Raw genomic sequence first — 13,699 nt, forward strand, 5'->3', positions numbered from 1 at the left:
TCAAAAAAGGCAGCCGCGAATGGCTGCCTGGAATTTGGTGCTGTTCAACAAGAGAATAGTCGATCAACCTCATGTTTCGGGAGCCCGCAGGCAAGCTGCTTCGTTCATGCGCAGCCCCGATTGCCTTTACCTTTGACCAACCTTTCTTAACGAAAGGTTTCCAGGCGGCAGAAACTATCAAACGATAGCCTATAGTTTGCGGTGCATTTGATTGAAATCAGACGCGCAATTCCTCGAGTCCGACGAAAAGGTCGAGCGCCTCGGGATTGGCGAGCGCCTCCTTGTTCTTCACCGGCCGTCCGTGCACGACCTCGCGCACCGCAAGCTCGACGATCTTGCCGGATTTGGTGCGCGGAATATCGCGGACCGCGATGACCTTCGCCGGCACATGGCGCGGCGAGGCCCCGGTGCGGATGCGGGTCTTGATGGCCTTGACGAGGTCGTCCGTCAACGCGGCGCCCGGCGCGAGGCGAACGAAAAGCACCACTCGGACGTCGTCCTCCCAATCCTGGCCGATGCAAAGCGCTTCGGCTACCTCGTCCATCTGCTCGACCTGATTGTAGATCTCGGCGGTGCCGATGCGCACACCGCCGGGGTTGAGCGTCGCGTCGGAGCGGCCATGAATGACAAGGCCGCCATGCTCCGTCCATTCGGCGAAATCGCCATGGCACCAGACATTCTCGAAGCGCTCGAAATAGGCCGCTTTGTATTTCGCGCCATCCGGATCGTTCCAGAAGCCGACCGGCATCGACGGAAAGGCCTTGGTGCAGACCAGTTCGCCCTTCTGCTGGCGCACAGGCTTACCTTCATCATCCCATACGTCGACGGCAAGGCCGAGGCCCGCCCCCTGGATTTCGCCGCGCCAGACCGGCTGCAGCGGATTGCCCAGCACGAAGCATGAGACGATATCCGTACCGCCCGATATGGAGGCTAGCTGGATGTCTTCCTTGATCCCCTCATAGACGAAAGTGAAGCCTTCGGGCGAAAGCGGCGATCCCGTGGATGTCATGAGACGCAGGCTCGTAAGATCATGAGTGGTACGCGGCGTCAGCCCGCCCTTGCGCACCGCGTCGATATATTTCGCGGAAGTGCCGAAGACCGCGAAGTTTTCAGCCTGCGCATAGTCGAAGAGCACATTGCCGTCCGGCGCGAAGGGCGAGCCGTCGAACAGGCAAAGCGTGACACCCACGGCAAGGCCGCTCACCAGCCAGTTCCACATCATCCAGCCGCATGTGGTGAAATAGAAGAGCTTCTCGCCACGTTTCAGGCCGCAATGCAGCACATGCTCTTTCAGATGCTGCAAAAGCGTGCCGCCAGCGGAATGAACAATGCATTTCGGCACGCCGGTGGTGCCGGAGGAGAAGAGAATATAAAGCGGATGCGCGAAGGGAAGCCGCACGAATTCGACGGCTTTTGGCTGGTAAGGTTTGATGAATTCTTCCAGCGTCTTCGCCTTCGGAGTCTCTCTCGCAACCGCTGCGGCATCGCCGGCATAGTGGACAATCACGACCGGAGCAGCGAGGCTCCTTGCCACCGAAGCAACTTTCGACTTCACATCCTGCAGCTTGCCGCCATACCAATAGGCGTCGCAGGCAATGAAGAGCTTGGGGCCGATCTGGCCGAAGCGGTCGAGCACGCCCTGTTCGCCGAAATCCGGTGAACAGGACGACCATATGGCACCGATCGAGGCGGCGGCCAGCATGCAGGCGACCGTCTCCGGCATGTTGGGCATCATCGCGGCGATGCGGTCCCCCTCGCCGATGCCGAGCGCGCGGTAGGCTTGCTGCAGCTGGGATACGAGCGCATGCAGCCGGGCCCACGACCAGCGATATTCGACCTTGTCCTCGCCGCGGAAGACGATCGCGTCAGCAGCCCCTTCGCCCGAAAGCAGGTTCTCGGCAAAGTTCAGCTTCGCATCAGGAAAGAAACGAGCCTTGAGCATGAGATCGCCGTCGGCCAGCGCTCGTGCGCCCTGCTCCCCCTTCACACCGCAAAACGCCCAAACCGAGGTCCAGAACTTTTCGGGCTCATCGATCGACCAGGCATGAAGGTCCAAATAGGTCTCGAACTCCAGACCAAACTCGGCGTTGCAGCGCTGCACGAAGGCATGCATCGGGCTTGCCTCAATCGACTCTTTCGAAGGCACCCAAAGCGGCACGGTCTCACTCATTCAATCTCCTCCCTATTATCCGCTATATACCATGCTGCACCGCATTATAAAGTGTGCATCGCTTCAGACGCAGGCCTCTCGAAGATTTGCATATATCTTTCGTTTCATATATCCGGCGAAATCGATAGCTAACGGATAAGCAGCTGAAAATACTGGCGGAGCTTATGGGTACGTCAAGACAACCAAAATGGCGGCGCAAGATGATACCCGTTTCCCGCTGGCTGCCGGGTTTTGCGCGAATTGCAACCAGCCTGATCCTTTTCGCCGCCATCGTTTTCGTGGCGCTTCGTGTTGCCGCCCCTTATCTCGTTTCGAGCGGATTGGTGCGCTCCGGCATCGAGGACGTTTTGTCGAAATGGACCGGCTATCAGGCCGAGATCAAGGGCACGCCAGTTCTCGAATTCTGGCCGACACCGCGCATTACGCTGAACCAGATCACCATCCGCCAGCCCGAAAAGAGCGGCAACAAGCTGCTCGGCACGATCGAGAGCCTTTCGGCCGATTTCAGCCTCATCGACGCCATCCGCGGCAGCGCCCGCTTTCATGAATTCCACCTGCTGCGCCCCAATCTTTCCCTCACCCGCGACCAACAGGGGCTGATCGACTGGACCTATGCCGGGCAGCTTGCGAAGGCGATCACCAACGCGCGCCAGGAAGGTGGAGCCGAAGTCCTCGATCAAAGGCTTGATGCGACGATCGGTGCGATCACCGTCGAAGACGGCACGCTCAATGTCGCCGATCTTGCAAGTGGCAAGACCTATCATTTCCAAGGCGTAACCGCCGATATCACCTGGCCGCGGCTTTCAAGCCCGATGACGGCGGTGCTGATGGCGAGAACGAGCGGCGAAGATTTGAAGCTTGACTTCTCGTCCAATAGCCCGCTGCTGATCTTCGGCGGCAAGGTTGCTCAAATCAAAACCGCACTTACCTCCAAGCTCATGACAGCAGAATTCACCGGTATCGGCGGTATCTCAGGCCTTGCCGGACTATCCGGCACCGTGTCGGTCAATATTCCCGACCTGCCTGCGCTTTTGGCCTGGTCCGGCAAATCCATTCCGGACGTTGAGACGCTGAGATCGTTTTCGATCGAGAGCGACATATTTTCCGCCTCCAACGGCCTGCGCTTCAACCGAGTTGCGCTTGGGCTCAACGATGCGAATGCAACCGGCGTCATGGACATCTCCATTGGCACAAACGCGCGGGCAAGACTTGGCGGCACGCTGGCCTTCGACCGTATGAACCTCAAGCCCTTCTTCGACGCCTTTACTCTGCGCCTGGCCGCGGGCGAAGCGGGCGCGCCGGAAGATGGCGGTCCGCTGCAGAAGCTTGATGTCGATCTCAGGCTCTCCGCCAAGGAAATGCAGCTTCCGCCCTTCCAGCTCTTCGATGTCGGGGCAAGTATCATCGTTTCCAGCAACGAAGCCAAATTCGATATCGGCGACAGCCAGTTCGAAGGCGGAGAGATGACGGCGCATCTGGAGGCAATGCGCGGGAATTTCGACGGCGGCGGCAAGCTGCAGGTCTCGATCCGCGGTGCCGATTTTGCTGGGCTGATCGAACGCCTGCAGTTAAAAGGCCCATTACCGCTCGCGAATGGATCGCTCGACATTTCGCTGAAAACCAACAAGCCGATCTGGACGGCAGGCGCTGCCGACGTCAGCGGACAGCTTGCATTCCGGGGCAATGCGGGCTCGATCGCCCGCCTTGACGTGGAAGCCATCCGAAGCCAGGCCGCCCAGCAGAAATTTTTCCCGCTGAGCGCCGTTTCGGGCCGCGCTTTCGAATTCAATCGGATCGATGTGGCTGCTGCTCTCGCGGATGGCTCGGCCGAGCTTCGCGGCGTCAGCGTTCAAGGTACAGACGAGACGCTGACCCTTTCAGGCATCATCCCGTACGAATCCAACGGACTGGCCCTTTCGGGATCGCTGCAGGCGACCGATGACGCCAAGAAGGCAGTGTTGCCGCTTCTGCCGTTCTTCGTCGGCGGCTCTTGGCCGAACCCGGTGATTTCGCCGGTTCCGCTGATCAATCAGCAGCCACCCGGCGTCCAGTGATTTTCAAGGCGCGTTGGCTGCCGCACGCTCATCGCGTTCCCGCTGTATCTCGCGGCGCTTGGAGACGATCGAGGCGCAGATGACCCCAACCGTTACGATACCGATCAGAATCGTGCAGACCGCATTGATTTCCGGGGTCACGCCGAGGCGCACCTGGCTATAGATTCTCATCGGCAGGGTCGTGGCGCCCGGGCCTGACGTGAAGCTCGCAATCACGAGGTCGTCGAGCGACAAGGTGAATGCCAGGATCCAGCCCGAAAAGACGGCGGGCGCAATGATCGGCAGCGTCACCTCGAAGAAGGTCCGGACGGGGGGAGCGCCGAGGTCCTGCGCCGCTTCTTCGATCGAATGATCGAAGCTCACCAGGCGCGACTGCACGACAACGGCGACAAAGCACATCGTCAGCGTCGTATGCGCCAGCGTGATCGTCCAGAAGCCGCGGTCAAAGCCAATCGCCACAAACAGCAGCAGCAGCGAAAGCCCGGTGATCACCTCGGGCATGACGAGCGGCGCATAGACCATTCCGGAGAAGAGCATGCGTCCGCGAAACCGCGTGTAGCGCACGAGCGTGAGCGCGGCGAGCGTGCCGAGGATGGTAGCCAGCGTGGCGGAGAGCACGCCCACGCGCACCGTCACCCAGGCAGCGTCGAGTAAAGCCTGATTGTACAGCAGCTGTGTGTACCATTTCGTCGAGAAGCCGCCCCAGACGGTGACGAGCTTCGATTCGTTGAACGAGAAAATCACGAGCAGGACGATCGGCAGATAGAGGAAGGCAAAGCCGAGCGTGACCGAGACGATATTGAAGCGGGTCCATTGCAGCATGGCTTACCTTCCCTGCTCGTCGGCTTTGGCTTGCGCGTTCTGGAAGAAGACGATCGGGATCACCAGGATCAACAGCAGGATCGTTGCGACCGCGGAGGAGACCGGCCAATCGCGGTTCGAATTGAACTCGCTCCAGAGCGTCTTGCCGATCATCAGCGTCTGCGATCCGCCGAGCAGGTCGGGGATGACGAATTCGCCGACGGCCGGGATGAAAACCAGCATGCAGCCGGCGATAACGCCCGGGAGCGAAAGCGGGAACGTCACGCGCCAAAAGGCCATGATCGGCGTGCAGCCGAGATCGTGCGCGGCCTCGACAAGCGTCCCGTCCATCTTTTCCAGCGATGAATAGAGCGGCAGAACCATGAACGGCAGGTAGGAATAGACGATCCCGATATAGACCGCGATGTTGGTGTTCAGGATGATGAGCGGACTGTCGATGATCCCGGTGGCCAGCAGCACCTGATTGAGCAGGCCTTCCGGCTTCAGGATCGCGATCCAGGCGTAGACACGGATCAGGAAGCTTGTCCAGAACGGCAGGATGACGAGCATGAGCAGTGTCGGGCGGATGCTGCGAGGGGCCTGCGCCATGCCATAGGCGATCGGATAAGCGATGAGCAGTGTCAGGAATGTCGAGATCGCGGCGATAACGACGCTCGAGACATAGGCGTTGAAATACAGCGGATCGTCGATGAGGTAACTGTAATTTTCGAAGGAAAAGGTCGATACCTTGTCCCAGAAGCCGGTCCAGCCATCGCCGAGCGAAAAGACGGGTGTGTAGGGCGGCATCGCGATCGCCGTTGCCGACATCGAGATGCGGAAGACGATGAAGAACGGCGCGAGGAAGAAGATGAGCAGCCAAGCATAGGGGACGATGATCACGAGGCGGCTGTAGATCGCGGAACCGAGCTTGCCCATGGTCAATCCCTCAGCAGCACGCCGGCATCTTCGGCGAAAGAGATCCAGACTTCCTGATCGTATGTGAAAGGATCATCGACCGCACGCTGCGCATTGAGCGAAGAAGCCTTCACGACCTTTCCGCTCTTCAGCTTGACATGGAAAACCGTCATATCGCCGAGATAGCCGATATCCCAAAGCTCGCCGGATGCGGCATTGACCGAAGAGTTCGGCGGCGGATGACGAAGCACCTTCAGTTTTTCAGGGCGGATCGCAAAGCCGGCATTGCTGCCCTTCGCAGGCTTATCGGATGTCGCGACCTTGATGGTGAGGCCGCTGTCGACGGCAATCTCGACCATACCGGTCCCGGCGGAAGCCACCTGGCCGTCGAAGATGTTCACATCGCCGATGAAATCGGCAACGAAACGCGAGTTCGGGGCCTCGTAGATTTCGGCCGGTGTCGCCACCTGGATGACCTTGCCGTGGCTCATGACGGCGATGCGATCCGCCATCGTCATCGCCTCTTCCTGGTCGTGCGTCACGACGACGAAGGTGAGGCCGAGGTTCTGCTGCAGGTCCATGAGCTCGAACTGCGTTTCCTCGCGCAGCTTCTTGTCGAGTGCACCGAGCGGTTCGTCGAGCAAAAGTACTTTGGGGCGTTTGGCAAGCGAGCGGGCGAGCGCCACGCGCTGTCGCTGACCGCCCGAAAGCTGGTTCGGCTTGCGGGAGGCAAACTGCTCCAGCTTCACCATCTTCAGCATCTGCATAACGCGCTCGATAATCTCGTCCTTCGGCATGCCGTCCTGGCGGAGGCCAAAAGCGATGTTCTTCTCGACCGTCATGTGGGGGAAGAGCGCATAGGACTGGAACATCATGTTGACCGGCCGCCTGTGGGGCGGAGTACCTGCCAGGTTCGTGCCGTCGAGGATCACTTCGCCGGAGGTCGGCTGCTCGAAGCCCGCAAGCATGCGCAACAATGTCGACTTGCCGCAGCCCGATGCGCCGAGCAATGCAAAGAATTCGCGATGATAGATATTCAGCGACAGGTCATTCACGGCGGTAAAGTTGCCGAACTTCTTCGTCACGTTCTTGAAGGAGATAAACGGCTTGGAAGCCGGATCGGCCCAAGGCGCGAAGGTGCGGCGAATATTGCCAAGTGACTTCATTTTGTTCCCCAAGACATGATTTGAGAACCGGCCCTCCCCACGGCGGGCAGTCGTCAAGAAAAGGCCCGGGCGTTTCCACCCGGGCCGGAGCCTTAACTACTGGCCGGTAACGACCTTGGTCCAGATTCGTGTCACGAGACGCTGTGTCTTCGGATCGAGCGGCGGCACCGTAAAGAGCTTAGCCATGATCTCCGGGGTCGGATAGATCGCCGTATCATCAATCACTGCCTTGTCCAGCAGCGGCTGCGATGCCTTGTTACCGTTGGCATAGAAGACAAAATTCGATGCCTTGGCCGCAACTTCCGGCCTCATCATGTAATTGATGAATTCATGCGCCTCTTCGACATGCGGCGCATCCTTCGGGATGCCGAAGACGTCGAAGAAGATCTGCGCGCCTTGGGAAGGAACGGAATAGTCGACATTCACGCCGGCCTTTGCCTCGGCCGCGCGATCGCGCGCCTGGAACACGTCGCCCGAATAGCCGAGTGCAATGCAGATATCGCCATTGGCAAGCGCGCTGATATATTCGGAGGAGTGGAACTTGCGCACGAAGGGACGGACGGCGAGCAGGACATCCTGTGCCTTTTCCAGCTCTTCCGGCTCCTTGCTGTTCGGATCGAGGCCGAGATAGGCAAGAACGGACGGAATGACGTCCGTCGGCGAGTCCAGCATATAGATGCCGCAATCCTTAAGCTTAGCGGCCTTGGCCGGATCGAAAAGAGCATCCCAGTCCGGCTTTTCGTCAGTGCCGAGCGCGGCCTTCACCTTGTCCAAGTTATAGCCGATGCCGGTCGTGCCCCACATGTAGTCGACGCTGTACTCGTTGCCCGGATCGAAGGTGGCGACGCCCTTCATCACCACGTCCCACATGTTCTTCAGGTTCGGCAACTTCGACTTGTCGAGCTTCTGATAAACGCCCGCAGCAATCTGGCGCTGCATGAAGGAAACGGTCGGAACGACGACATCGTAGCCGGTCCCGCCTGCAAGAAGCTTGGTTTCAAGCGTCTCATTGGAATCGAAGGTGTCGTAGACGACCTTGATGCCGGTTTCCTTGGTGAAATCCTCGAGGATGGAACTGTCGATATAATCCGACCAGTTATAGACGTTGACGACACGCTCCTGCGCAAAGCCCGGCGCTGCAGCAAAAGCGGCAACGACGGCCGTGGCCGCAAGTCTTGCGATTCTTGACCTCATATTATCTCCTGTCCGTTCTTATTATAAGCGTTTGCAGGCATCACCCCGGACACCGCTTCCCTCTGGATTTTCGGGTAGACTAGAAAGGATTTTGTGAGGCGACAAGCGCAAAATCCTGCACTCTCAATGATTTCACCGGTCACTGGAAGTCGAAGGCGCTGAGCCCTGCTACCATCTCATCTAACCCAAGCGGGCGAGTGACAGGCGGTTCGGCGCGCGCAAGACAGCCCTTCCTTTCGCAGAGGCGACAGGCAGGCCCGATTGCAACCGGATGCAGGGTCGCCGAGAGGGCCTGGCCATAGGCAGTGCTGTCTTTGAGCGCGATATCGCAGCCGAGCAGAAGTGCTGTACGCCGGACCCGTTCGCCAAAGGGTGCATGCGGCCCTTCAAGCGTCCGCGCTATGGTAAGATACGCGGAGCCATCCGGCATCTCGGCAGCCTCGGCCAGAACTTGGCCCGGCTGAAGAAAGGCGGCGTGGATGTTGAGCTTTGGACAGCCGCCGCCGAAGCGCGCGTGGGGAAAACCTGCCGCTCCTCCCCGCCGCAGCCGATGGCCCGCGGCATCGGCCTCCATGACAAAGAACGGAACGCCGGCATTGGCTGGCCGCTGCAGCATCGTCAGCCGTGTCGCAGCCTGGCCGAACGAACAGCCGAAGCGCGCGCAAAGAATATCGATGTCATAACGCGATGCTTTTGCTGCGGAAAGGAACGCATCATAAGGCATCATCAGCGCAAGTGCTGCGTAACGCGCGAGCTCGAAGCGGACAATGCGCCTCGCCTCCTGCGTCGAGAGGCTGAGTGTTTCCAGTTCTCGAGCAATGGCCTCGCGAAGCGCGAGCGTTGAGACCTCGACTGCGATCTCCTGGAGCTGATCGGAAGCCGCAAGGCGCTCCGAAATAAAAAGCCGCATGGAATGCCGGTCGAAGCGGCGACGCAAATCGGGCATCACGTGCACCGGCAGGATGCGGACGCTGATGCCACGCTCCTTCTGCAGCCAGTCCTTCAGAACCTGCGCGCGTTCCCCCGCTGGCAGAGTGACGAAGAAAGCCTCAGCAGCCTCTTCAAGCGCGCCGAAATAGGCAGAACGGCGCTCCAGCACGTCGCGCACTTCATCTGCCGGCAGCCGCGCGCCAGCGGCCGGCGCCTGCCCCTCTCCCGCCATCAGGACCGTCAAATCGGAAAGCCGCATAGCCTGCTCGCGATAGGCGCGATAGAGTTTCACGACACCGCTTGCCACATTGGGCGCGGCTTCTGCGACTTCGATGAGTTCCTGGTCTCCGGGCAGTTCGCCCGAAAGCAAAGGATCGGCGAAAACCTCGCGCAATTGCGCAAGATTGTTTCCAGGCTCACTCTGCAGCTCCTCAAGGTCGACTTTGTAGACCGACGCCAGCTTCAAGAGGAGCTGCACCGTCAATGGCCGCTGATTGCGCTCGATCAGATTGAGGTAGGATGGCGAAATTCCCAATGCCTCAGCCATCGCCGTCTGGGTGACCGCCAGGCCATTGCGAATCCGGCGAACTTTCGGACCAGCAAATATCTTCCGCTCGACCATTCGACATCTCCCCGTATCGAAACGAATTTACAACCATTCACAAATTTACAAAATGACGTTGTAAATGCTCCGGCAACCTAACCTCAATTCCTTCCTAAAAATCAAGCTTTTCCTGGCATTCTGAGTGTTTTTGTAAATTATGTCACATAGCTGACAAGGCCATGTTTATCGCGAAGGAGAAAATCGTGACAGAATTTGACAAGCTTATCCGCAATGCTCCGGCAGGCCGTTTTAACGGTATCGAGCGGCCCTATTCGCCCGAGGACGTCAAGAGATTGCGGGGCTCCGTCGAACTTCGCTATTCGCTTGCCGAGATGGGGGCGAACCGGCTGTGGCAACTGCTGCATCAGGATGATTTCGTCAATGCGCTCGGAGCGCTATCTGGCAACCAGGCAATGCAGATGGTCCGTGCCGGACTGAAGGCGATCTACCTGTCCGGCTGGCAGGTCGCGGCCGATGCGAACACAGCTTCGGCGATGTATCCCGACCAATCACTTTATCCCGCCAATGCCGGACCAGAACTCGCCAAGCGGATCAACCGCACGCTTCAGCGCGCCGACCAGATCGAGACATCGGAGGATCGGGGACTTTCCGTCGAAACATGGTTTGCGCCCATCGTTGCCGATGCCGAAGCCGGCTTCGGCGGACCGCTCAATGCCTTCGAGATCATGAAGGCCTATGTCGAAGCTGGCGCTGCCGGTGTCCACTTCGAGGACCAGCTGGCATCGGAAAAGAAGTGCGGGCATCTCGGCGGCAAGGTGCTGATTCCGACCGCAGCCCACATCCGCAATCTCAACGCGGCGCGGCTTGCCGCAGACGTCATGGGAGTTCCCACGCTCGTCATCGCCCGTACGGATGCGGAAGCGGCAAAGCTTCTGACCTCGGACATCGACGAGTGCGATCGGCCATTCGTCGACTACGATGCCGGGCGCACGGTCGAAGGCTTCTATCACGTGCGCAATGGCCTCGAGCCCTGCATTGCCCGTGCCGTTGCCTATGCGCCGCATTGCGATCTCATCTGGTGCGAGACCTCCAAGCCGGATCTGGAGCAGGCGCGACGCTTTGCCGAGGGCGTTCACAAGGTCTATCCCGGCAAGCTGCTTGCCTACAACTGCTCACCGTCGTTCAACTGGAAGAAAAACCTCGATGACGCGACGATCGCCAAGTTCCAGCGGGAACTCGGCGCGATGGGCTACAAATTCCAGTTCATCACGCTCGCTGGTTTCCACCAGCTGAACTTCGGCATGTACGAACTGGCGCGCGGCTACAAGGACCGGCAGATGGCTGCCTATTCGGAACTGCAACAGGCCGAGTTCGCCGCCGAGGCTCAGGGCTACACAGCGACCAAGCACCAGCGCGAAGTCGGGACCGGCTACTTTGATGCCGTCTCGCTCGCCATTACCGGCGGCAAGTCCTCTACGACCGCAATGAAGGAATCGACCGAACATGCCCAGTTCAAACCCGCAGCCGAGTAGCCACACCAAAGGAGAAAAAGCCATGGCTTCCATCACACGTGTCCGCGAAAGAGCGGAAGAACAATCCTCCACCATGAGCGCCGATCAGCAGGCCACGATCCGCATGCTCGCAAACGACCTGCACCGGCTGAATCAGTCCGTGATGAAGGCCGTCGAGGCCGGCGTGTCGGTCGAGCTCGTGCGCTCCGCCCGCCACCATGGAGGAGACGGCAATTGGGGCGATCTCCTGATCCCCGTCGTCGTCGCCAACAGGATGTAGGATCAGAGATGGCGGCGCCGCTCCGGCGCCGCCATCTGCGTTATTCGACGTAATTGTCACTGTCACGAAAGGCGGGCATAATAAGCATCCGCTCATTTGAGGCGCCGGATGCCCACCACGACTGACGCCAATCTTGAATCTCTAACCGACCTGGTCTATGGCGCATTGTTTGGCGAAACGGACTGGCAGGACTTTCTCGACACCCTCAACACGAGAATGCCTGATGCGAAGACGACGCTCTTCTACCATGACAGCGTGGCAGGCGCCGGTGCCTTTTCGCTCTGCTCAGGCTTGGACGATACCGGCCTAGAAGGCTACAATCGGTATTATTGCACCATAAACCCATGGATGCCGAAGGCAGCCGTCCGGCCAGTCGGCCTCGGCGTCATCGCCGACCAGATGCTGCCGCATGCCGAGCTCGTCAAAACGGAATTCTACAATGACTTTCTGCGTAGTATCGGCTGCCGTAGCAGTATTGGCGTGACGATCCTTCGCGAGAACAACCGGTCCTTCAATCTGTCGACGCTGACATCGAGCACCGACACCGGCTTCAACCGGATCAACGCCGATCTGCTGACGCGGCTTGCGCCGCATTTGCAGCGGGCCTTCGATTTCATGCGCCGGGACAAAGCAGGCGATGAGACGGGCCGTTCGCTGTTCGACGCGATCGGCGTCGGGCTCATCTACATCAGCGAAGGCCGCCAGATCAGATCGATGAATCTTGCCGCGGAACAGATGCTCGCCACAGATGCCGGGATCAGCGTCACGCCAACAGGACGTCTGAGTTCCAGCGATCGGGATTTCCTTGAGCATCTCGCCCTTTTTTCACGCTACCGCCCCCCAGCCGCCGCAGAGCCGTTCACCGCAAGGTTCAGTTCTCCCTGCGCCTCGTTCAAATGCACGCTCGTGCGTCTCACCTCCGATTTCATGACCGAGTTCCTGCAGGGGCCAACCGCAGCAGTCGTCATCGAGCGAATACCCGTTGCATGCCCCGAGTTGAACGATCATTTGCCTGCAAAGCTGCAACTGACTGCTGCCGAACTGCGGATAGCCTCCTCCATCGCCGCGGGTCTGTCGCCGCGCGAGACGGCCAAGCTGCATGGCATCAGCTACGAGACGGCTCGGACGCATCTGAAGAACATCTATTCCAAGCTCGGCGTGAACAGCCAGGTCGCGCTTGTGCGGCGTCTGATGCCGTAGTATTCAGCTGCGGCTGGCGCGCTTGCCGGCGAAAAGATCGGCATAGCTTTTCAGCAGCTTCGTCATACGATCTGCGACAGTGCGGATCTCCGGCCGATGGCGATCCTCGTTGTTCAGCACGATCCATTGCCGGTGGCGCAGCTCCGCGAGCTCGCCGCCGAGCCGTTGCAGTTCCGGATCAAGATCACCCACAAAGCAGGGGAGCACGGCCTTTCCCGCACCGGCACGGACGAGGTCCGGCAGTGACCGGGGCCGGTTGACCGTCGCCACGATCGGCTCCGGCGTCTGGCGGTACGGCCAGCGGAGATAGGCAGAAATGGCCTCATCCTCAGCGACCGCAATCCATCGGTTTTCCAACTCGCCGGCATTGCGCCGGACATAGACGGCATAAGCGACTTCGCCCAAAAGCCGAGCGGCGAGATTGGCTTCGTCAGGCTCGAAAGCGCGGATGCCGATATCGCTCTCGCGGTAGGCGAGATTGGCCCTTGCCTCTCCGATCGTCAGCACGATGTTGAAAGCGTCGGCAGGCATGCGGATTGCGGAGAAGTTTTCTGTCAGCAGCCAGGCCACCCAGGTCCCGGCTGCGATCTTTACCGTAGCGCCGCCCTCGCCGGCCTGGCGCCAGGCATCGACTTTCCGGGCCGCCGCTTCCATCTCCTGGAGATGGTCGAGGAGCGTCTGACCGTCGGCCGTCAAGCGGTAGCCGGTCTGGCTGCGGGCAAAGAGCATCCGTCCCGTTTCCTGCTCCAGTTCAAGCATACGCCGGCCGACCGTGGCCGGGCTCAAGCCGCTCGCGACACTCGCACCGGTCAGTCCGCCGCGGCGCGCGACCTGCAGGAAAAGCTGATAGGAGTCCCACGGGGTATTTTTCATTGATGAAAAACATAGCCGGATCTTCGATGTTTATGAAGCG

11 protein-coding genes are annotated in these 13,699 nt (G+C 59.6%); 4 read left to right on the forward strand and 7 right to left on the reverse strand.

The window, feature by feature from the left end; translation table 11 throughout:
• Nucleotides 1–217: 217 nt before the first annotated feature.
• Nucleotides 218–2,170: an acetoacetate--CoA ligase gene (locus tag BLP23_RS03670; RefSeq protein ID WP_092583577.1), complete on the reverse strand. Its 1,953-nt coding sequence runs from the start codon at nt 2,168–2,170 to the stop codon at nt 218–220.
• 164 nt (nt 2,171–2,334) lie between these two features.
• Here BLP23_RS03670 and BLP23_RS03675 point away from each other — a divergent pair, with 164 nt between their 5' ends.
• The gene (locus BLP23_RS03675; protein WP_092583578.1) at nt 2,335–4,224 is read left to right on the forward strand and encodes an AsmA family protein; all 1,890 of its coding nucleotides are present in this window, start codon (nt 2,335–2,337) and stop codon (nt 4,222–4,224) included.
• 3 nt (nt 4,225–4,227) lie between these two features.
• On the opposite strand, the gene BLP23_RS03680 is transcribed toward BLP23_RS03675, so the two are convergent.
• From BLP23_RS03680 to BLP23_RS03700, 5 genes are all read right to left on the reverse strand, one after another.
• Nucleotides 4,228–5,046 (reverse strand): ABC transporter permease, encoded by an 819-nt coding sequence (locus tag BLP23_RS03680; protein ID WP_092583579.1) that lies wholly within the window; start codon nt 5,044–5,046, stop codon nt 4,228–4,230.
• 3 nt (nt 5,047–5,049) lie between these two features.
• On the reverse strand, nt 5,050–5,961 hold the full coding sequence (locus BLP23_RS03685; protein ID WP_092583580.1) for an ABC transporter permease subunit: 912 nt from the start codon (nt 5,959–5,961) through the stop codon (nt 5,050–5,052).
• Between the two features lie 2 nt (nt 5,962–5,963).
• Nucleotides 5,964–7,106: an ABC transporter ATP-binding protein gene (locus BLP23_RS03690; protein WP_092583581.1), complete on the reverse strand. Its 1,143-nt coding sequence runs from the start codon at nt 7,104–7,106 to the stop codon at nt 5,964–5,966.
• A gap of 96 nt (nt 7,107–7,202) precedes the next feature.
• Nucleotides 7,203–8,300, reverse strand: coding sequence for a polyamine ABC transporter substrate-binding protein (locus BLP23_RS03695; protein WP_092583582.1), 1,098 nt, complete (start codon nt 8,298–8,300; stop codon nt 7,203–7,205).
• Between the two features lie 139 nt (nt 8,301–8,439).
• On the reverse strand, nt 8,440–9,852 hold the full coding sequence (locus tag BLP23_RS03700) for a helix-turn-helix domain-containing protein (protein ID WP_092583583.1): 1,413 nt from the start codon (nt 9,850–9,852) through the stop codon (nt 8,440–8,442).
• Between the two features lie 161 nt (nt 9,853–10,013).
• On the opposite strand from BLP23_RS03700, the gene aceA reads away from it, so the two are divergent.
• From aceA to BLP23_RS03715, 3 genes are all read left to right on the forward strand, one after another.
• A complete protein-coding gene (gene aceA / locus BLP23_RS03705) occupies nt 10,014–11,327 on the forward strand; it encodes an isocitrate lyase (RefSeq protein ID WP_407691762.1) in 1,314 nt (437 codons plus the stop codon).
• Nucleotides 11,328–11,349: 22 nt separating this feature from the next.
• Nucleotides 11,350–11,586 (forward strand): SMc00767 family acetate metabolism repressor, encoded by a 237-nt coding sequence (locus BLP23_RS03710; RefSeq protein ID WP_092583584.1) that lies wholly within the window; start codon nt 11,350–11,352, stop codon nt 11,584–11,586.
• A 108-nt stretch (nt 11,587–11,694) separates the two neighbouring features.
• A complete protein-coding gene (locus BLP23_RS03715; RefSeq protein WP_092583585.1) occupies nt 11,695–12,786 on the forward strand; it encodes a helix-turn-helix transcriptional regulator in 1,092 nt (363 codons plus the stop codon).
• Between the two features lie 3 nt (nt 12,787–12,789).
• On the opposite strand, the gene BLP23_RS03720 is transcribed toward BLP23_RS03715, so the two are convergent.
• Nucleotides 12,790–13,659: a LysR family transcriptional regulator gene (locus BLP23_RS03720; RefSeq protein ID WP_092583586.1), complete on the reverse strand. Its 870-nt coding sequence runs from the start codon at nt 13,657–13,659 to the stop codon at nt 12,790–12,792.
• Nucleotides 13,660–13,699: the final 40 nt, after the last annotated feature.

The organism is Rhizobium mongolense subsp. loessense, assembly GCF_900099775.1.
GTDB lineage: Bacteria > Pseudomonadota > Alphaproteobacteria > Rhizobiales > Rhizobiaceae > Rhizobium > Rhizobium loessense.

What these genes read in the sequence shown, in the direction of transcription:
- BLP23_RS03670 (WP_092583577.1), bottom strand. Translation starts at nt 2,170, where the DNA reads ATGAGTGAGACCGTGCCGCTTTGGGTGCCTTCGAAAGAGTCGATTGAG.
- BLP23_RS03675 (WP_092583578.1), top strand. Translation starts at nt 2,335, where the DNA reads ATGGGTACGTCAAGACAACCAAAATGGCGGCGCAAGATGATACCCGTT.
- BLP23_RS03680 (WP_092583579.1), bottom strand. Translation starts at nt 5,046, where the DNA reads ATGCTGCAATGGACCCGCTTCAATATCGTCTCGGTCACGCTCGGCTTT.
- BLP23_RS03685 (WP_092583580.1), bottom strand. Translation starts at nt 5,961, where the DNA reads ATGGGCAAGCTCGGTTCCGCGATCTACAGCCGCCTCGTGATCATCGTC.
- BLP23_RS03690 (WP_092583581.1), bottom strand. Translation starts at nt 7,106, where the DNA reads ATGAAGTCACTTGGCAATATTCGCCGCACCTTCGCGCCTTGGGCCGAT.
- BLP23_RS03695 (WP_092583582.1), bottom strand. Translation starts at nt 8,300, where the DNA reads ATGAGGTCAAGAATCGCAAGACTTGCGGCCACGGCCGTCGTTGCCGCT.
- BLP23_RS03700 (WP_092583583.1), bottom strand. Translation starts at nt 9,852, where the DNA reads ATGGTCGAGCGGAAGATATTTGCTGGTCCGAAAGTTCGCCGGATTCGC.
- aceA (WP_407691762.1), top strand. Translation starts at nt 10,014, where the DNA reads ATGTTTATCGCGAAGGAGAAAATCGTGACAGAATTTGACAAGCTTATC.
- BLP23_RS03710 (WP_092583584.1), top strand. Translation starts at nt 11,350, where the DNA reads ATGGCTTCCATCACACGTGTCCGCGAAAGAGCGGAAGAACAATCCTCC.
- BLP23_RS03715 (WP_092583585.1), top strand. Translation starts at nt 11,695, where the DNA reads ATGCCCACCACGACTGACGCCAATCTTGAATCTCTAACCGACCTGGTC.
- BLP23_RS03720 (WP_092583586.1), bottom strand. Translation starts at nt 13,659, where the DNA reads ATGAAAAATACCCCGTGGGACTCCTATCAGCTTTTCCTGCAGGTCGCG.